The sequence below is a fragment of the Methylobacterium sp. WL120 genome (genome assembly GCF_008039465.1).
GTDB classification, from domain to species: domain Bacteria; phylum Pseudomonadota; class Alphaproteobacteria; order Rhizobiales; family Beijerinckiaceae; genus Methylobacterium; species Methylobacterium cerastii.
Genome location: NZ_VRUT01000052.1, coordinates 1 through 16,682, shown reverse-complemented (window position 1 = coordinate 16,682; position 16,682 = coordinate 1). Strand labels below are relative to the sequence as shown.

At 70.0% G+C, this 16,682-nt stretch carries 15 protein-coding genes and 2 tRNA genes; 5 read left to right on the top strand and 12 right to left on the bottom strand.

The window, feature by feature from the left end:
* Window positions 1-41 precede the first annotated feature (41 nt).
* The 4 genes from FV229_RS11920 to FV229_RS11905 all read right to left on the bottom strand — a co-directional run bounded on the left by FV229_RS11920 (window position 42) and on the right by FV229_RS11905 (window position 5,913).
* Window positions 42-2,021 carry an AI-2E family transporter gene (locus tag FV229_RS11920; RefSeq protein WP_147752182.1) on the bottom strand — a complete coding sequence of 660 codons (1,980 nt, stop codon included), beginning with the start codon at window positions 2,019-2,021 and terminating at the stop codon, window positions 42-44.
* A 125-nt stretch (window positions 2,022-2,146) separates the two neighbouring features.
* A complete protein-coding gene (locus FV229_RS11915) occupies window positions 2,147-3,610 on the bottom strand; it encodes an MmgE/PrpD family protein (protein WP_147752181.1) in 1,464 nt (487 codons plus the stop codon).
* Between the two features lie 335 nt (window positions 3,611-3,945).
* Complete coding sequence (locus FV229_RS11910; protein WP_147752180.1) at window positions 3,946-5,241, bottom strand: nicotinate phosphoribosyltransferase; 1,296 nt, start codon at window positions 5,239-5,241, stop codon at window positions 3,946-3,948.
* A 168-nt stretch (window positions 5,242-5,409) separates the two neighbouring features.
* The gene (locus tag FV229_RS11905) at window positions 5,410-5,913 is read right to left on the bottom strand and encodes a pyridoxamine 5'-phosphate oxidase family protein (protein ID WP_147752179.1); all 504 of its coding nucleotides are present in this window, start codon (window positions 5,911-5,913) and stop codon (window positions 5,410-5,412) included.
* Window positions 5,914-6,137: 224 nt separating this feature from the next.
* Between FV229_RS11905 and FV229_RS11900 the strand changes: the two genes are divergently transcribed.
* Both FV229_RS11900 and mobA read left to right on the top strand, forming a co-directional pair.
* A complete protein-coding gene (locus FV229_RS11900; protein WP_147752178.1) occupies window positions 6,138-7,277 on the top strand; it encodes an Mrp/NBP35 family ATP-binding protein in 1,140 nt (379 codons plus the stop codon).
* 7 nt (window positions 7,278-7,284) lie between these two features.
* Window positions 7,285-7,908, top strand: a complete 624-nt coding sequence (gene mobA, locus FV229_RS11895) for a molybdenum cofactor guanylyltransferase MobA (protein ID WP_147752177.1) — start codon at window positions 7,285-7,287, stop codon at window positions 7,906-7,908.
* A 74-nt stretch (window positions 7,909-7,982) separates the two neighbouring features.
* Here the strand turns inward: mobA and FV229_RS11890 are convergent.
* The 3 genes from FV229_RS11890 to FV229_RS11880 all read right to left on the bottom strand — a co-directional run bounded on the left by FV229_RS11890 (window position 7,983) and on the right by FV229_RS11880 (window position 9,004).
* A tRNA-Phe gene (locus FV229_RS11890) sits at window positions 7,983-8,058 on the bottom strand.
* Between the two features lie 101 nt (window positions 8,059-8,159).
* Window positions 8,160-8,354, bottom strand: coding sequence for a DNA gyrase inhibitor YacG (yacG, locus tag FV229_RS11885; protein ID WP_147752176.1), 195 nt, complete (start codon window positions 8,352-8,354; stop codon window positions 8,160-8,162).
* Window positions 8,351-9,004: a Maf-like protein gene (locus tag FV229_RS11880; protein WP_147752175.1), complete on the bottom strand. Its 654-nt coding sequence runs from the start codon at window positions 9,002-9,004 to the stop codon at window positions 8,351-8,353. The genes yacG and FV229_RS11880 overlap by 4 nt, the downstream gene beginning before the upstream one ends.
* 271 nt (window positions 9,005-9,275) lie before the next feature.
* Here FV229_RS11880 and FV229_RS11875 point away from each other — a divergent pair.
* Window positions 9,276-9,349: transfer RNA gene (locus FV229_RS11875), tRNA-Gly, on the top strand.
* 192 nt (window positions 9,350-9,541) lie between these two features.
* Here FV229_RS11875 and FV229_RS28420 read toward each other — a convergent pair.
* From FV229_RS28420 to FV229_RS11860, 4 genes are all read right to left on the bottom strand, one after another.
* The gene (locus FV229_RS28420) at window positions 9,542-9,676 is read right to left on the bottom strand and encodes a hypothetical protein (protein ID WP_281406040.1); all 135 of its coding nucleotides are present in this window, start codon (window positions 9,674-9,676) and stop codon (window positions 9,542-9,544) included.
* A gap of 148 nt (window positions 9,677-9,824) precedes the next feature.
* On the bottom strand, window positions 9,825-10,505 hold the full coding sequence (locus FV229_RS11870; RefSeq protein WP_147752174.1) for a TenA family protein: 681 nt from the start codon (window positions 10,503-10,505) through the stop codon (window positions 9,825-9,827).
* Between the two features lie 34 nt (window positions 10,506-10,539).
* Window positions 10,540-11,214 carry a response regulator transcription factor gene (locus tag FV229_RS11865; RefSeq protein ID WP_147752173.1) on the bottom strand — a complete coding sequence of 225 codons (675 nt, stop codon included), beginning with the start codon at window positions 11,212-11,214 and terminating at the stop codon, window positions 10,540-10,542.
* Window positions 11,215-11,278: 64 nt separating this feature from the next.
* Window positions 11,279-12,676 carry an ATP-binding protein gene (locus FV229_RS11860; protein WP_246688158.1) on the bottom strand — a complete coding sequence of 466 codons (1,398 nt, stop codon included), beginning with the start codon at window positions 12,674-12,676 and terminating at the stop codon, window positions 11,279-11,281.
* A gap of 195 nt (window positions 12,677-12,871) precedes the next feature.
* Here FV229_RS11860 and FV229_RS28040 point away from each other — a divergent pair, with 195 nt between their 5' ends.
* Window positions 12,872-13,768 carry a hypothetical protein gene (locus FV229_RS28040; protein ID WP_246688157.1) on the top strand — a complete coding sequence of 299 codons (897 nt, stop codon included), beginning with the start codon at window positions 12,872-12,874 and terminating at the stop codon, window positions 13,766-13,768.
* Window positions 13,769-14,048: 280 nt separating this feature from the next.
* Window positions 14,049-14,906 (top strand): hypothetical protein, encoded by an 858-nt coding sequence (locus FV229_RS11850; RefSeq protein WP_147752170.1) that lies wholly within the window; start codon window positions 14,049-14,051, stop codon window positions 14,904-14,906.
* A 55-nt stretch (window positions 14,907-14,961) separates the two neighbouring features.
* Here FV229_RS11850 and FV229_RS11845 read toward each other — a convergent pair.
* Window positions 14,962-16,682: DEAD/DEAH box helicase (locus FV229_RS11845; protein WP_147752169.1), on the bottom strand; the 1,721-nt coding region annotated here is incomplete at its 5' end.

Below are 16,682 nucleotides of genomic sequence, written 5' to 3'. Positions count from 1 at the left end.
CAGGAAGGCGGGTTTCGCCGTGCGCCGTCAAGCCTGCGCCGTCAGGCCTCGGCCACGACGCGCAGGATCGGCCGCTCCGGCTTGGTGCCGACATGCGCGAGCACCGTGTCGACCGCGCTCCCCAGGGACGAAACGTGTTCGGCCGCCGGGATGCTGCCGCGGCCGGCGGAGTCGTCGTCCGCCTGCCATAACCCGACGACGACCGGAACGTCCGGCATTCGACGCTGGAGGCGGTCGACGAGGCGCCGCAGATGCGCCGGCTCGCCACTGATCGCCAACGAGACGATGCAGACGATCTGCGCCGCACCGGGATCGAAGTCCGCGATCTTCGCGCGCGACACCTCGCCGAACGAAACGATGCGCGTCCCGAGCCCGCGCTTGGCCAACAGCTGCGCCAGGATCGTGGCCGCCGGCGTGTCGATGAAGCCGCGCCCGGCGACGCAGAGCACCGCCCCGTCCTGCGACCAGGCCGGCGGGATCGCGTCGGGGTCCGGCGTTGCCGCCGCCGGGGCATCGCCCGTCGGCTTGAACTCGGAAGCGGCGGGCGTCGGCACCCGGTCGTCCCGCTCGGCGAGCGCATCGACGAGCTCGCTGACGGAGGCGCGGATGTCGGACTTCTGGTCGAGGGTGAGCACGCCGCGGGCGGCGTCGCGGGCGGCGAGTTCGAGGCCCTTCAGCACCACGTCGTCGTAGTAGGCCGACAGCGAGCAGGTCTGCAGGATCAGCTCGGCGTGCTCCTGGGCCTCCTCCGGATCGTCGGCGAGGATGCGCTGGTAGAAGTTCTCCACCGGCGTCAGCGCCGCCCGGTTGCCGAACAACACGTCGAGGAACTCGAGCTTGTCGATGTGCCGGCCGAGCACGACGAGGCAGACGGTCAACGGCGTCGAGAGCAGAAGCCCGACCGGTCCCCACAGCCAGGTCCAGAACAGGGCCGAGATCAGCACCGCGAAGGGCGAGAGCCCAGTGGAATGGCCGTAGAGCATCGGCTCGACGATCTGGCCGGTGAGCGGCTCCAGCACTATGAACAGGATCGCGGTGGCGATCACCATGTTCCAGCCGGGGTCGACCGCGGCGGCGAGGGCCAGCGGGAGTAGGGCGGACAGGAAGGCGCCGATATACGGCACGAACCGCATGACCGCCGAGACGATGCCCCAGAGCACGGGGTTCGGCACGCCGATGAGGTAGAGCCCGATGCCGACGACGAGCCCGAAGGCGGTGTTGAGGGCCAGTTGCACCACGAAGTAGCGGCTGAGGCGCCGCGCGGCGTCATCCATCGCGACGGTGGTGCGGTGCAGGTCGCTGGAACCGGCAAGCCGGATCATCCGGTCGCGTAGATCCTCGCGCTGCATCAGGACGAACAGCAGCACGACGAACACGATGCCGGTGGTGGCCAGGGGCTGCATCACCGGGGAGAGCAGGGTGCTCGCGGTCTCGAGCGGACCCGGTTGCGCCTGCCGCATCTCGACCAGGACCGGATCCGCCTGCGGCCGCGCGGGCTTCGCCTCCGGGTTCGGCTCGGGCTTAGCCTCCGGCTTTTTTTCGGGCTTGGCCTCGGCGTCCGGCTTCTGCGCCTTGTCGCCGTTGCCGGCGTCGTGCAGCGCGCGGCCGATGTTGGCGACGTAGGCGGCGAGATGCGCAGCCGGGCTGTCGCGCAGGCCCTCGACCTTGCGTTCGATGGTCGAGCGGTAGCGCGGTACGTCGCCGGCGAGGCCCGCCACCTGCACGCCGATCAGGGTGGCCAGGGCGGCGACGACGCCGAGGGTGAACACCACCGCGGCGCCCACCGCAACGATACGTGGCAGGTGCCAGCGCCGAAGCAGCGCCACCAGCGGGCCTAGCACGAACGAGAGCAGCACGGCGATGGCGATCGGGATGAAGATCTCGCGCCCGAAATACAGGCCGGCGATGATGGTCGCGCTGACGAGGACCGGCGAGACCAGGGCCGTCTTCGGGGTCTCGGCCGCGGCGATCCGGGTCGGGGACGGCGCTTCGAGGTGAGGGTCTTCAGTCTTCGTCGCCATGCCGCCACCGGAACCGTACGCTTACGCTCGCACCGGTTGTGCTGTCGCCGATGCGAACGAGGAACGACACGGACCAGCGAAACGATCCCTCGCAGGCCGTGCCGTTTTCACGGAACCGTGATCGGTCAGGCCTGCGCGACGCCGGCGCGGGTGACGTCGGCCGTGTCGCCGAGCGTTTCGAGCGACCAGCACAGGGCCATCACCCGCCGGGCCTGCGCCTCGGGCAGCACGCCGTCTGCGAGGTCGGTGAACTTGCGCTCCAGCGCCGCGTCGGTCATCGGCCGCTCGACGCTGCCGATCGCGTGCTCGATGCGGCGGTGCAGGGTGCGGCCGTCCTTCAGCATCACGGTCATGTCGACCTGCGCCGCCGCGATTCCAGGCGTCACCACCGGCACGACCTTCTCGCCGAGCGCGACGACCACGGGGTCGCGCACCGCACGGTCGCTGAACTGCTTCTCGCCGGCTGCCCCCTCGACCAGGGCCACGGCGACGGCGTGGAAGATGCTGAACTTGCCCTCCAACCCGGATTGCGATGCCGTCTTGCCGGTGAGCTCGAGCACCAGCGGATGCACCTTGAGGTCGACGCGGGCGATCTGATCGGGCTTCAGGTGCTGCTCGTCGCGCAGTTGGATCGCGGCGTCGATCGCCGGGTGCATGACGATGCCGCAGGCGAACGGCTTATAGGTGTTGAGCAGGCTCTCGTAGCGGGTGCCGAGCCCCTCCGTGATCTCGCGATAATCCTGCTTGGTCGAGACGGTGTTGGCCCAGCCGCGCTTGGCCTCGATCATCCCGTCCGACGACGTGAAGCCCTTCGCCGCCAGAATCGCCGCGAACAGGCCGTTGGCGGCGGCGCGGCCGGGATTGAAGCTCTTGTTCATCGAGCCGAACGATTCGCGCAGGCCTACCGGCTGCGAAGCGGCCAGCCCCAGGGCGAACACCATCTGCTGCTCGGTGAGCCCCATCAGCTTGCCGGCGGCGGCCGCCGCCCCGAAGACGCCGGCGGTGCCGGTGATGTGCCAGCCGACGTCATAGTGGTTCGGATAGACCGCGTTGCCGATCCGGCACTCGGTCTCGATCCCGAGCACCAGCGCATTGAGGAAGTCCCGCCCCGAAACCGGATGCATCTCGGCATAGGCGAGGATCGCCGAGGCGACCGGGCCGGCCGGGTGGATCACGGTCTTCAGGTGCGTGTCGTCGTAGTCGAAGATGTGGCTCGACAAGCCGTTCAGGAACGCGGCGTTCATGATGTCGAAGCGCTCGGTGCGGCCGAACAGGCCGGCCTGCGGCGGCCCGGAGAACGGCGCCAGCGCCGACACCGCGACGTCCAGCGTCTCGTGGTGCGAGCCGCCGATGGCGACGCCAACCCAGTTGAGGAAGGTCCGCGTCGCCTCGCGGCGAACGGTCTCGGGCAGATCCTCGAACCGGGCGTTCACGACGTAGCGCGCCAGGGTATGGGTCACGCCTTTCGCCTCCGGCTTGGGCGCTGCCGCATCCTGCGGCTTGCCCGACTCCTGCGCGTGACCCAATTCCGGCGCGACGAGCGCGAGGCCCGCGGCGGCGATCAGCGCGCGTCGATCGATCTTCGACATGGTGCCTCTGTCCCTGCTGAGCCGGCCACATCGGTTGCGTTTGTTCGGACGCGGCGACCGGGCTGTGGGCGATCAGCTAGCGCAGGCGCGGATCGAGCCGAGGGCAAAAAGGTTTCAACCGCTCGTTGCTGACAGACGCCGGGGGGACGATGCGTCCGATCCCTGATCACGGCATCCGACCCGCCGCCTCATCCTGAATTGCCCGCGTCAGCGGGCCTTGAAGAAGCCTTCCAGGGTTCATGCGGATCCTGGAGGTATCCTTCGAGGCGCCCGCTTCACGGCCGCACCTTAAAATGAGGTGTGTTGGGGGGAGGTCTGGCGGCGTCGGTTTCCGGTCAGACCACGACCGCCATCGCGTCCTGCTCGCCGACGCCGAAGACCCGCTTGTAGCGGGCGATGGCGTCGGCCGGCCCCTGTGCCTTGGTCGGGTTGTCGGAGATCTTCACCGTCGGGCGTCCGTCCGCATGCGTGACCTTGCAGACGATCGAAACCGGATCGAGCCGCCCGTCCGGCACCAGTCCGCGAAAGTCGTTGGTGAGCAGGGTGCCCCAGCCGTAACCGATCCGCAGCCGCCCGTGGAAATGGGCATGGATCCGCTCGATCGTGTCGATGTCGAGCCCGTCTGAGAAGATCGCGAGCTTTTCGCGCGGGTCGGCGCCGCGCGAGCGCCAGAACGCGATCGCCTCCTCGCCGCCCGCGATCGGGTCCTTCGAGTCGATGCGGATGCCGGTCCAGTCGGTCAGCCAGTCGGGCGCGCCGGCGAGGAAGCCGGTGGTGCCGTAGGTGTCGGGCAGCACGACGAGGAGGTTGCCCTCGTAATCCTCCTGCCAGTCGCGCAGCACGTCGTAGGGGGCACGCGCCAGCGCCGCGTCGTCCTCGGCGAGGGCCGCGTAGACCATCGGCAGCTCGTGCGCGTTGGTGCCCACGGCCTCGACCTCGCGGCGTAGCGCGATCAGGCAGTTCGAGGTGCCGAGGAAGCGCTTCGATCCCAGGCCCTCGTCCATCGCCTGCACGCACCAATCCTGCCACAGGAAGCCGTGCCGGCGGCGGGTCCCGAAATCGGCGATCGACAGGTCCGGAAGCTTGCGCAAACGCTCGATCTTCTCCCAGACCCGCGTCATCGCCCGCGCATACAGCACCTGCAAGTCGAGCTTGCCGAGGTTGCGCAGCACCGCGCGCGAGCGCAGCTCGTTGAGGATGGCGAGCGCCGGAACCTCCCACATCGTGGTCTCGACCCAGGGACCGTGAAAGGTCAGCTCGTACTGCCCGTCGCGCGCCTCGAGATGGTATTCGGGCAGTTGGAAGCCCTCGAACCACGCGATGAAGTCGGCCGACAGAATGCGGCGGCGTCCGTAGAAGGCGTTCCCGCGCAGCCAGGTCGCCTCGCCGCGGGAGAGACGCAGGGACCGGGCGTGGTCGAGCTGCTCGCGGAGCGCGCCGGCATCGACCTCGTCGGCGATACGGATGCGGGTGGTGCGGTTGTTGATGCCGAAGGTCACCGCCACGTCGCGGTGCCGCCGCAGGATCGTCTGCGCCATCAGCAGCTTGTAGAAATCGGTGTCGAGCAGCGACCGCACGATCGGGTCGATACCGAAATTGTGGTTGTGCACCCGCCGCGCGAGATCGAGCATGTGGGGGGAAGCCTTAGGGTCGGACGACACGAAGCCTGGAGGGCGCACGACCGACGCACCGGTGTCAACGGAGGTCGCCGCTCAGCGCATCGAAAAGGCGGCGCGCCCGGTGGGAGCACGCCGCCTCCGATGGCTCAGATGCGATCCGAGTAGATCAAGTCAGATCGCTCAGGCCAGGTCGACCTTCTTGGTCTCGGTCTTCGGGCTCTCGCCGGTGAGCGTGGCCTTCACGTAGCCGAACAGGTGCAGCATCTTGCTGTTGGGGCTGTCCCAGTACTCGCCCTGCTCGGGGTGGATGCGGAGCAGCGCGACCTCGGGGTCGTCCTTGCCGTTCGGGAACCAGGTCTTCAGGCTCTCGGTCCACTTGGCGTCGACGATCGCCTGGTCGCTGACGATCTCGGCCTTCCCGGCGATCGAGACGTAGGTCTGGCTCGACGGGTCGGAGTACGACAGGTTGATCTGGTTGTCCCGGCTGATCTCGGCGGTCTTGGGCGAGTGCAGCTTGGTGAAGAACCACAGGTCGCCGTTCTCGTCGATGTCGTTGTTCCACATCGGACGGCTGTTGAGCGTGCCGTCGGAGTCGGCGGTGGTCATCATCGCCACCTTCACGTCCTTCACCAGCTCGAACAGCTTCTTCGCGCCCTCGTGGTCGCGGTGGTTGCCCTGATGCATCGCAGTCGTCTCTCCAGATGGTGACGGCGCGTCGGCTCTCCCTGCCGCCCGCACCGGCGGTCGTGTCACAACGGATGACGCATCGGTTGGTTCGATCGCCTGCGCACAGGGGCCGCACGGCGTCGTGCCTGCTGCGGCTGGCGTTTCCGGCCCGGCTGTTTACATGGGCCGGAACCATCCCTTTCGAGATCTCGAGCCGCCGGACCCGGCGAAGGAGCCAGACCGTGGCGATCACCCGAGACGACGTACTGCTTGCCCTGCAGGCCGTGACCATCGATGCCGCCGGAACCACGCTGCCGGCTTCCGGCCGGCTCTCGCAGGTGGTGGTCGACCCGACCAACCGCGTGATGTTCTCGATCCTCATCGACGCGAGCGAGGCCGCCCGCTTCGAGCCGATCCGCCGATCGGCCGAGGGCAAGGTCCTGTCGATGCCCGGCGTGTCCGGCGTGTTCGCCAGCCTCACGTCCGAGCGCGGGCCCGGCATGCCGGAGCAGAGCAAGGCGGCGCCGGTCCCGGTCACCGCCGCTCCGCCGCGGCCAGGCGCGCCTCCCGGCCAGGGTCCGGCCCTGCCGGGGGTTCGCCACATCGTGGCCGTGGCCTCGGGCAAGGGCGGCGTCGGCAAGTCCACCACCGCCTGCAACATCGCGCTTGCCCTGAAGGCGCAGGGCCTGAAGGTCGGCCTGCTCGACGCCGACATCTACGGGCCTTCGGTGCCGAAGCTGTTCGGCCTTTCCGGCAAGCCGAAGGTGGTCGACAACCGCAGCATGGAGCCGATGGAAGGCTACGGCCTTAAGGTGATGTCGATCGGCTTCCTGATCGAGCCGGAGACGGCGATGATCTGGCGCGGCCCGATGGTGCAGTCGGCGCTGACGCAGATGGTGCGCGACGTGCTCTGGGGCGAGCTCGACGTGCTGATCGTTGACATGCCGCCGGGCACCGGCGACGCGCAGCTCACCATGGCGCAGGCGACGCCGCTGTCGGGCGCCGTCATCGTCTCGACGCCGCAGGACCTCGCGCTGATCGATGCGCGCCGCGGCGTGACCATGTTCAAGAAGGTCGCGGTGCCGATCCTCGGCGTGATCGAGAACATGGCGACCTTCGTGTGCCCGAACTGCAACCATGAATCGCACATCTTCGGACATGGCGGCGCGCGGATCGAGGCGCAGCGCCTCGGCGTGCCGTTCCTCGGCGAGGTGCCGCTGAACATGACGATCCGCGAATCGTCGGATGCCGGCCAGCCGGTCGTCGCGGTCGCGCCCGACGGACCGCAGGCCAGGGTCTACCGCGAGATCGCCGCCAAGCTCTGGGACAACCTCAACGCCGCGCCGGCCGGCCGGGCCGCGCCGAAGATCGTGTTCGAGTAGCCCCGTGATGCCGCCGGTCCTGGGCCTGATCCTGGCCGGCGGCCTCGCCCGGCGCATGGGCGGCGGCGACAAGGTTTTGCTCCCGCTCGCCGGGCGGACCCTGCTGGAACGCGTGACCGAACGGCTCGCGCCGCAATGCGCGTCTGGAGTGGCCCTCAGTGCCAACGGCGATCCGACGCGGTTCACGGGCTTTCCGGGACCAATCCTGCCGGACGGCGTCCCCGGCCATCCCGGGCCGCTCGCCGGCATCCTGGCCGGGCTCGACCACGCCGCCGCGTTCCATCCCAACGTCGAATACGTCGCCAGCGTCTCGGGCGACGCGCCGTTCCTGCCGCACGACCTGATCGCCCGCCTCGCCGCCGCCCGGGACAAGGCCGCGATCGTGCTCGCCGCCTCTGGCGAGCGGCAACACTACACCGTCGCCCTTTGGCCCTTGCGTCTGCGGGAAGACCTCCGCGCCGCCCACGTCGAACGCGGAGAGCGCCGCGTCGGCGGCTTCATCGAGCGCCACGGTGCGACGGTGGTGCGATGGCCGGTCTCGCGGTTCGACCCGTTCCACAACGTCAACACACCGGACGACCTGAGCGCGGCGGCGTCACTGTGCGAAGAGATTGAGGAGGCAGCCGGCTGAGGCGGCGGCGAAACTCGCAGAGCCGCCCATAGAAGGTCAAGGGCGGAACACTCGTTTCAGCGGATGGGAAGAGATGGTGCCCAGGGACGGAGTCGAACCGCCGACACTGCGATTTTCAGTCGCATGCTCTACCAACTGAGCTACCTGGGCCTTCGCCGGACCGCTTGGCGGCCTCGACTGGAGCGGGGGTATAGTCAGTGCCCCCCGACCTGTCCAGCCTGATCCCGCAAGCTAGACCGATGATTTTTTGGCTATTCGGATTCGGGTTTCCGGGCGGGCGGCAGGTCGCCGTCGTCCTCGTCCTCCGAGGCCGGGATGACGTAGCGGTCGCTCAGCCAGCGCCCGAGGTCGATGTCCGAGCAGCGCTCCGAGCAGAACGGCTTCAGCTTCGGGTCGGCGGGCTTTCCGCAGATCGGGCAGGAGGGAAGCTTCGCGGGCGCACTCATGCCATCGCGCTCCAGCCGGCGCGCACCGGGAAGCCCTCGCCGTCCAGGAGCGCCATCGTCTCGTAGAGCGGCAGGCCGACGACGGCCGAATGCGAGCCGACGAGCTTGACCACGAAGGCGCCGGCCAAGCCCTGGATTGCGTAGCCGCCGGCCTTGCCGCGCCATTCGCCGGAGGCGAGATAGCCGCTCATCTCGCGCTGCGACAGCCGCTTGAACCGCACCCGGCTCTCGACGATCCGCTCGCGTCGCGCCCCCTTCGGCGAGAGCAGGCACACGGCCGTGAACACCCGGTGCTGCCGGCCGGAGAGCAGGCGCAGGCAGTCGGCGGCCTCGTCGGGCACCTCGGCCTTCGGCAGCACGCGCCGGCCCACCGCCACCACCGTGTCGGCGGAGAGGACCCAGCTCCTGGCGCCGTGTGCGTGCAGGTGCAAAGCGCCCTGCGCGGCGGCGAGCTTCGCCCGCGCGAGGCGCCGGGCGAGCTCGCGCGGCGATTCGGATTTCAGCGGGGTCTCGTCCACGTCGGCGGGGAGCAGCGCGTCCGGCTCGATGCCGATCTGCTGCAACAGGGCGAGCCGGCGCGGCGAGGCGGAGGCGAGGATCAGCCGCGCGGGGTTGTCCGCGGGCGCGGCCTGGGGGGAAGGGGCGTCCATGGATCTCGGATCAATCCTCGGCCGGCGCCACCCAATCAGGCGGACGCCGCAGGCATCGCGGGTACGTGTCCAGGGGTGATAGTGGAACGCCGACGCCATGGGAACGGAGGGGACGGAGGGAGACCGTCTGCGGAGGGCAAAGGCACAGCGCAAGACTGCGCCGACGGCTCTGGGCACCACCGCCGGATCCAGCCTCGTCGCAACGTCGAACCCGTGGACAACGCCGGCGGCTCTGCTATGCTCCAGCCGCGCTGCCGAAACGCGGTCCGGCGCGGGCGTAGTTCAGTGGTAGAACGTCAGCTTCCCAAGCTGAATATACGGGTTCGATTCCCGTCGCCCGCTCCAATCGGCGCTTACCGAACGAGCATGAGTTCCAAGGTAAGCGGACTCCTACGGGCGCATTTTCGCGCTTGATCGGATCAAATCCAAACTCATTTGAATGTCTGCGTAAGGCTCGCCCGGCAAGCTCATGCAAGAGACCGGGGAGCCCGAAGCAGTTTCGCCGATCGTTGGCCTCGATCGGCGACGGACAGTTCGTTAAATCAGGTAGAAGGTCGCGTCCGTCTTGAACACCTTCGGGCAGTTCGCGGCGTCGACGAGCGCCTGTGCATCCGCGATGGAGATGTGATGGTGCAGCGCGATCTCGGGAAGGGTCATCCAGCTCTGTTGCACGTTAGCCTCCTTGGTTAACGCGACAACGCGGCGCATTCCGAAGCGTTGCCCGCGTTCTCGGCGGAAAACCGTTTCCGGCGCGGCCTCCGACGCTTTGCTGAAACGGACGAAGCACGGTGGCAACCGGCGGCCATCGCGAAAATGCGCGTCAGACCGGCCAGGCGGCGTCGCGGTAGGCGCTGTCCCAGAACATCCATTCGAGCCGGGTGGCGTGCGTGAAGGCCCGGTGCATGCGTTCGCGCAACGTGGGCGACGCGTGGATCGCGGCGGCATTGGTCGCCGCGATCATCCGGGCGACGGCCTCCTGGAAGTCCGTCCCGGAATAGGTGTCGATCCAGGCGTGGTAGGGGTTGCCGGCGCTCTCGCGCGCCAGGATGTCTCGGCCGACCTCGGCGTAGATCCAGAAGCACGGCAGCAGCGCCCCGAGGAGCACCTCGAACGGTTCGGCATAGGCGGTCGAGAGCAGGTAGGCGACGTAGTGGTCGCAGGCCGGCGTCAGCGGCGTCGCGGCGAAGGCGTCCGGACCGATGCCGAAGTCGCGGAAGAAGCCGCCGTGCAACGCGCGCTCGACCACGATCGCCTCCTCGGCGGCCTTCGCGAACAGGACGATGCCGTCAGGCTCGGGCGCCTTGGCGGCGGCGAGGCTCAAGGCACGGCCGAAGCCGATCAGGTAGTGCGCGTCCTGCACGATGTAGTGCCGGAAGCGCGACTGCCCGAGCGTGCCGGCGGCGAGCTCGGCGTTGAACGGCATCGTGCGGATGGTCTCGTAGAGCGCGGCGTTGCGCGCCCACGCCGCCTGCGAAAAGGGGCCTGTCTCGGTCGCGCCCATGGTTCGCTCCTCCGTCGTGTCGCGCCTGTGCCGGTCAGCCCTGGCGCTGGGCCTCTGTGACGGCGACGTGGATCAGCTCGGCCAGCGTGCGCACGCCGAGCTTCTGGCGCATCTGCGAGCAGGCGTTGGTGACGGTCTTGTAGCTCACCGACAGGTCCGTCGCGATCACGCCGTAGGACTTGCCCTGGGCGAGACGTGCGAGAATCTGCTGCTCGCGCGGCGTCAGCTGGGATTCCGGGGTGCGGCGGGCGTCGGTCCGCAGCATCGCGACTTCGGTGGCCAGCCGCCGGTCGAGGTAGACTTGGCCCGCGCGGACCTTCTCGAAGGCCTCGAACAGCTCGGCAGAGGCATGGTCCTTGAGGACGTAGCCGAGCGCCCCCGCCTCGAGCGCGCGCGCCACGATCACCGGATCGTTGTGCATGCTGAAGACCAGGATGCGGGTCTTGGGCTCGACGGCGCACATGCGGCGGATCAAGCCGAGGCCGGCCAGGCCGCTGCCCTGAAAGGTCAGGTCGCAGATCACGATCGGCGGGCGCAGGCGGTGGAACGCGCGGTAGCCGTCGACCACCGTCGTCGCCTCCGCCACCGTCTCGATGCCGGCATCCTCCAGCACCCGGCGGCAGCCCTGCAGCACGATCGGGTGGTCGTCGATCACGAGCACCGGCATCCGGGTCTCGACGGCGACGGGCTTCATGGCAAAGGCGTTCATCGAGCCACGGACTTCATGGTGAGGCCACTCGGGGTGCGAAGACGACACGGGATGGGAGGGCCGCTCACGCGGATCGCTCCGACCCGGGATCGTCGCCCCGGTGCGGATCCACGGGAATGATAATGCGGACAACGGCGCCGGGCGGGTGCTTGTCAAGAACAAACGTGCCGTCGAGGGCCTCGACGCGCTCGCGCATCCCCGAGAGCCCGAGCCCGGTGCCGTGGTCGGGATCGAACCCGGCGCCGTCGTCGACGATCGACACCATCAGCGCGCCGTCCGCCTCGCGCGCTTCGGCGGTGACCGACGCGGCGCGGCCGTGCCGCACGGCGTTGGTCGTACTCTCTTGGATGCAGCGGAACACCGTCAGGTCGGCCAGCTCCCCGTATCCCCGGGCCAGGCCGGCGAAGTGCCCGGAAAAGCGCGTCTCGGGATGGCGGCGGGCGAAGTCGCGCAGCAGCAAGTCCAGGCAGTCGGCGAGCGGCACCTGCCCGAGGGCGTGCGGTCGCAGGCGATTGAGCAGGTCGCGGTTGCGGCTCTGCACCTGCGACACGATCCCGGCAATTTCGGACGCTCGCGCCGAAAGCTTGTTGCGGTCGGGCTCGGCGGCTCCGGTGGCCAGCCGCCCGATCGAGGCGGCGTTGGCTTCCAGCGCGAATAGGCAGGGGCCGAACTCGTCGTGGAGTTCCAGGGCGGTGCTGCGGCGCTCGTCGTCCTGCGCGGTCAGCAGTTGCCGCTTCAGCCGCCCGTTGGCGGCGCGGACCGCGCTTAAGGCTTCCGCCACTTGGTTGAACCGGGTCGCGATCACCGCAAACTCGTGGCTCGACGGGCTCGGAAGACGTGCCGTGTAGTCGTGCCGCTCGAGCTGGGTCAGGCCGTCGGCGAGGCGCGCGAGCGGCGCCAGCACCCGCCCAAGCGCGAGGTACAGGGCGGCCAGCATCGCCGCGTTGATGCAGAATGTCGTGAGCGACAGCGCGCGGGCGTAAACCCAGATCTCGTCGATCTCGTCCATCGGCTGGGTGGTGATCCGCGCGGTGCCGATCGTGCGGCCGGCGGTGACGATCGGCAATTCGTGCTGCTCGATCTTCGGCATGATCAGGTCGGCGAACCAAGCGGGCGCCGCCCGCTCCGGCCGCGGCTGACCGATCGGCGCGCCCACGGTCGCGCCTTCGGCGTCGCGAACGGTCACGCGGACGTGGCGCAGCACCTGGAAGCGCAGGTCGAGGGTCTGAAGCAGGCGCTCGGCCGGCGCCGCCTCGAGGAGGCGGATCGTGTCGGCGACCAGCGATTCCACCGTGGACAGGGACGCCCGCGTCTCGACCTTCACCGCGTTGCGCGCGTTGATGACGATGACGCCGCAGGACACCAGGGCGGCGATCACGTCGATGGCCAGGACCACCGCGATCAGCCGCGCACGCGTCGACCAGCCGCTCCAGAACCTGACGGCCGGAACCGTCTGGGGCAAGGTCGGCTCGGCGGCGGGCACGTCGTCCGGCTGCGTCGCGAAGGGGATCGGCTGGGCGTTCACGCTGCGCAGGGTGGGGGCGCGGCGCGGCGAAGTCCATGGCGTGGATGGGTGCCCGACGGGCCATCCACATTCCGGCCCTCGGCGACCGACTTGGCTTGAGCCGCCGCGACGACCGGCGTAGCCGTCGCCGCCATGCCCCTCGATGCGAACGATCGCGAGATCCTGCTGGACGCGCTCGCCGACCCCGCGAGCGCGTGGAGCCTCGGCGCGTTCGGGGCCGCAGCCGAATTTCGCCGGGGGCAGGATGAGCCGTTCGCGACGCTCGAAGCGGGTAGGGTAGGCCTGCGGACTGCCCGCGGCGGCATCGTGTTGACGCTTATCGAGACTCTGCGACCGGTCGCCTACGAAATGCCGGTGGGCGACGGCTGGAGCCACGCAGTCGCCCTTTGCCTGCCGGCGACAAGTCTCGTGCCGCAAGCCCGCATGGGGTTCACCGAGTTCGGCCCCGACGCCGAGGCCCTCGATCCGACGCGGCGCGAAGCGGTAAGCTTCGATCTCGGGCTCGGGCTGAGGCCAGCGTCGGTCCGCATCAGGACCGACCGGCCGGCGGCGTTGGACAGGCTGCGCGCGCATCGCGGCTCGGCGTCGATCGACTTCGACGCCGTCATCCGGCCCGAGCTGGTGGCGGGCGGTGCCGACCTCGTCGTCGCGGGTCCGCTCGGGCGCATCGAAATGCTGGGCGGGGCCGGCGACGCCTCCGGTCCGCGGGCGTTCATCGTGCCGAAGATTTTACTGCGCAGGCTGACGCACCTGGCGACGGCGCCGATCCCGGTGGGCCTCGTGCCGGTGGGCCACCTCTATCCACCGCATCCCTGCCGCGACGCGGCGGGCCGCGCGATGCCGTTCGAGCGTGCGCGGCACGACGCGTTCCAGGCCCTGCTCGCGCGCTGGGGCGACCGGGACGGCTTCGCGCTCAAGGCCGCCATCCTGTCCGGCGGGCCGCGCCCCGCCCAAGCAGCGGATCGGTGGGTCCGCGCGATCGAGCGGGTGGCCGGCGCGCAGGCCGGCTACTTGGCACACTCGCGTTGAGGCGTGCCGGAGAGCAGGCGATACGAGTTCTTAAGCAGCCTGCGTCTACGCAAGACCTCGTCGCCGGAACGACTTCTCCACAGAAGACGCCGGGTGCTGAAGCCGCGGATCAGCGCGGCGAATGCGCTACGACATCGTTGCGCCGTATTGCCGGTCCTCATTGGAACGCCAAATCTCGCGTTCGGAAGGTCTTCGGGGGCGGGCGCGACCGTGATGGGGGGATCGGTCGCATTCGTCTCGCTTTTCCGACGCAACCTCGTGCCAAGATCGACCCCGCCCGATGATTGATCTCGCCCTCGACCCTTCCGAGACCCGATCCGCCGCCTCCGCGACCCCGCGCTCAGGCGTTCGCCGTCCATGGGCGCGGATCGCCCTGTTCGGTGCGCTGGGCCTCGGCGCCACCGGGGCCTTCGCCGGCGTCGCCAGCACGTACCTCTCGGGCCTTGCCGGCCCGCAGCGGGCGAAACCGATCGCGATGAGCCAGAAGGCCGCCGACTGGCCCGACCTCAAGGACGGCATGCCGGCGCTGGCCGGAAGCGGTCCCGCGGTCCCGAAGATCCGCGAGATCCTGCCGCCCGAGCCGGCGACTGCGCCGGTCGTCGAGGCGCGGGTCGACCCGATTCTGCGCGCCGGAAACACGGCCGCGGACACCGTCACACTGCCGGTCGCGCCGGCCCGCGCTGTCCCCGGAGTTGCGCCGCTCGCGGCCGAGACGGTTCGGGCCAAGACGGAAACCACCACCTACGCGGCCCTGCCGCCCGAACCGCCGAAGGCGATCGTTGCCAAGCCGGCGGCGACGAAGGACGAGGCGATCCGGCACGAGGGCGCCAAGCCTGAGGTCACGAAGCTCGAGATCAGCAAGCCGGAAGCGGTCAAGGCGAAGCCGCGGATCGAGGCGCACGCCAAGCCCACTTCGGTGCCGGCGAGCAAGGCGGTGGCGGGGAAGCCTGCAGCTCTGAAGCCGGTGGCGGTCGAGGCCAAGGCGGCGGAGACCAAGCTGGCGCCTGCCCAGGCGCAAGACGAGGACACAGAGGTGTTCGGGATCAAGGTCCCGTCGCTCGCACCCGCCGGCCGCAAGATCCGCGAGGGCGTCGAGGCCCTCGGCGACGCCGTGAAGGGCATTCCCGACCGGTTCTGACCGACCCGGACGTGTTGGTGACGGGCGTCGCCCTAAGGCGGCGCCCGGTCGCGGCTCAGGCCCGCGGCTTCCGGGCGTAGGTCTTGGCCCCTTCGGGCTTTCCGACGTGGCGCTCGTGCTTGGCCGCGCGCGGGCTCTTGAAGCCGGCCGGCCCCTTGCGCTCGGCGGCGGGCGCATCGCCCTCCAGCGCTTCCACCTGGATCTCCGGTGAGCCGTTACGGGCGAACGCCTGCGCGAAGCGCGAGGCGGCGTTGCCGCGGACTTCGAACTTGGTCTCCCGGTCGAAGATGCGGATCGCGCCGATCTCCTGGCGGTCGATGCCGCCGCGGCGCGTCAGCATCGGCAGCAGGCGACGCGGGTCGGCGTTGTCGCGCCGGCCGAGATTGAGCCGGAACCACACCGCCGGGCCCATCGCGGCGATGCGCTCAGGGTCCATCGGGTCGTAGGGCGGACGGCTCGACGCGCCGCGGCCGGACTGCTCGCCGGGGTCGGTCACCTCCTCCGGCGCCGGCAGGCGGGTGCGGTAGACCCGGGCCAGCGCGGCCGCGAGCTCGAGCGGCGTACGGCCGGTGACCAGGGTCTCGGCGAGCGCGAGGTCCTCCTCGCCGGGCGCCTCGGTGAAGAGCGGGTCTTCGAGCATGCGCTCGCCGTCGAGGCGGCGGATCTCGTCGGCCGAGGGCGGGCCGCCCCATTCGGGGCTGATCTTGGCGAGCTGGAACATCTGCTCGGCCCGGCGGCGGCGGGCGTTCGGGATCAGCAGGATGCTGGTGCCCTTCTTGCCGGCGCGGCCCGTGCGGCCGCTGCGGTGCTGCAGCACCTCGGCGTCGTGCGGCAGGTCGGCATGGATGACGAGCGACAGGCCCGGCAGGTCGATGCCGCGGGCGGCGACGTCGGTGGCGACGCAGACCTTGGCACGGCCGTCGCGCAACGCCTGGAGCGCGGCGTTCCGCTCGCCCTGGCCGAGCTCGCCCGACAGCGCCACGGTGGAGAAGCCGCGCTCGGTCAGGCTCGCCTGGAGGTGGCGCACCGCGTTGCGGGTGTTGCAGAACACGATCGCCGTCGGCGCGTCCGCCGCGCGGAGCAGGTTGAGCACCACGTGCTCGATCTCGCGCGGCACGACGCGGATCGCCCGGTAGGCGATGTCGGCGTGCCCGCGGGTCTCGCTCTTCACCGCGAGCCGCAGCGCTTCGCGCTGGTAGCGGGCGGCGAGGCTGTCGATCGCCTTCGGCAGAGTCGCCGAGAACAGGAAGGTGCTGCGCTGGTTCGGCGTCGCCGAGAGGATGAACTCGATGTCCTCGCGGAAGCCGAGGTCCAGCATCTCGTCGGCCTCGTCGAGGACGACCGCCCGCATCTGGTCGGTGACGAGGGTCCGGCGTTCGAGGTGGTCGCGCAGACGCCCGGGCGTGCCGACGACGATGTGCGTGCCCTCGTTCAGCGCGCGGGCCTCGCGGCGCGGGTCCATGCCGCCGACGCAGGCCGTGACGCGGCCGCCGGCGGGGCCGTAGAGCCACATCAGCTCGCGCTGGACCTGCAGGGCGAGCTCGCGCGTGGGTGCGATCACCAGCGCCAGCGGGGCGCCGGGGGGCGCCAGCGTCTCCGCGCCGTCGAGGAGCAGACCGGCCATGGCCAGCCCGTAGGCGACGGTCTTGCCGGAGCCGGTCTGGGCGGAGACGAGGAGGTCGCGGCCGTCGGCGGCCGCTTCGAGCACGGCGCTCTGCACCGGCGTCGGTTCGGCGTAGTCATGGTCGGCGAGCGCCCGCGCGAACGGGGCGGGAA

Excerpts from the sequence above, each read along its gene's own strand:
- FV229_RS11920 (WP_147752182.1), bottom strand. The coding sequence starts at position 2,021 with ATGGCGACGAAGACTGAAGACCCTCACCTCGAAGCGCCGTCCCCGACC.
- FV229_RS11915 (WP_147752181.1), bottom strand. The coding sequence starts at position 3,610 with ATGTCGAAGATCGATCGACGCGCGCTGATCGCCGCCGCGGGCCTCGCG.
- FV229_RS11910 (WP_147752180.1), bottom strand. The coding sequence starts at position 5,241 with ATGCTCGATCTCGCGCGGCGGGTGCACAACCACAATTTCGGTATCGAC.
- FV229_RS11905 (WP_147752179.1), bottom strand. The coding sequence starts at position 5,913 with ATGCATCAGGGCAACCACCGCGACCACGAGGGCGCGAAGAAGCTGTTC.
- mobA (WP_147752177.1), top strand. The coding sequence starts at position 7,285 with ATGCCGCCGGTCCTGGGCCTGATCCTGGCCGGCGGCCTCGCCCGGCGC.
- yacG (WP_147752176.1), bottom strand. The coding sequence starts at position 8,354 with ATGAGTGCGCCCGCGAAGCTTCCCTCCTGCCCGATCTGCGGAAAGCCC.
- FV229_RS11880 (WP_147752175.1), bottom strand. The coding sequence starts at position 9,004 with ATGGACGCCCCTTCCCCCCAGGCCGCGCCCGCGGACAACCCCGCGCGG.
- FV229_RS11870 (WP_147752174.1), bottom strand. The coding sequence starts at position 10,505 with ATGGGCGCGACCGAGACAGGCCCCTTTTCGCAGGCGGCGTGGGCGCGC.
- FV229_RS11865 (WP_147752173.1), bottom strand. The coding sequence starts at position 11,214 with ATGAACGCCTTTGCCATGAAGCCCGTCGCCGTCGAGACCCGGATGCCG.
- FV229_RS28040 (WP_246688157.1), top strand. The coding sequence starts at position 12,872 with ATGCCCCTCGATGCGAACGATCGCGAGATCCTGCTGGACGCGCTCGCC.
- FV229_RS11850 (WP_147752170.1), top strand. The coding sequence starts at position 14,049 with ATGATTGATCTCGCCCTCGACCCTTCCGAGACCCGATCCGCCGCCTCC.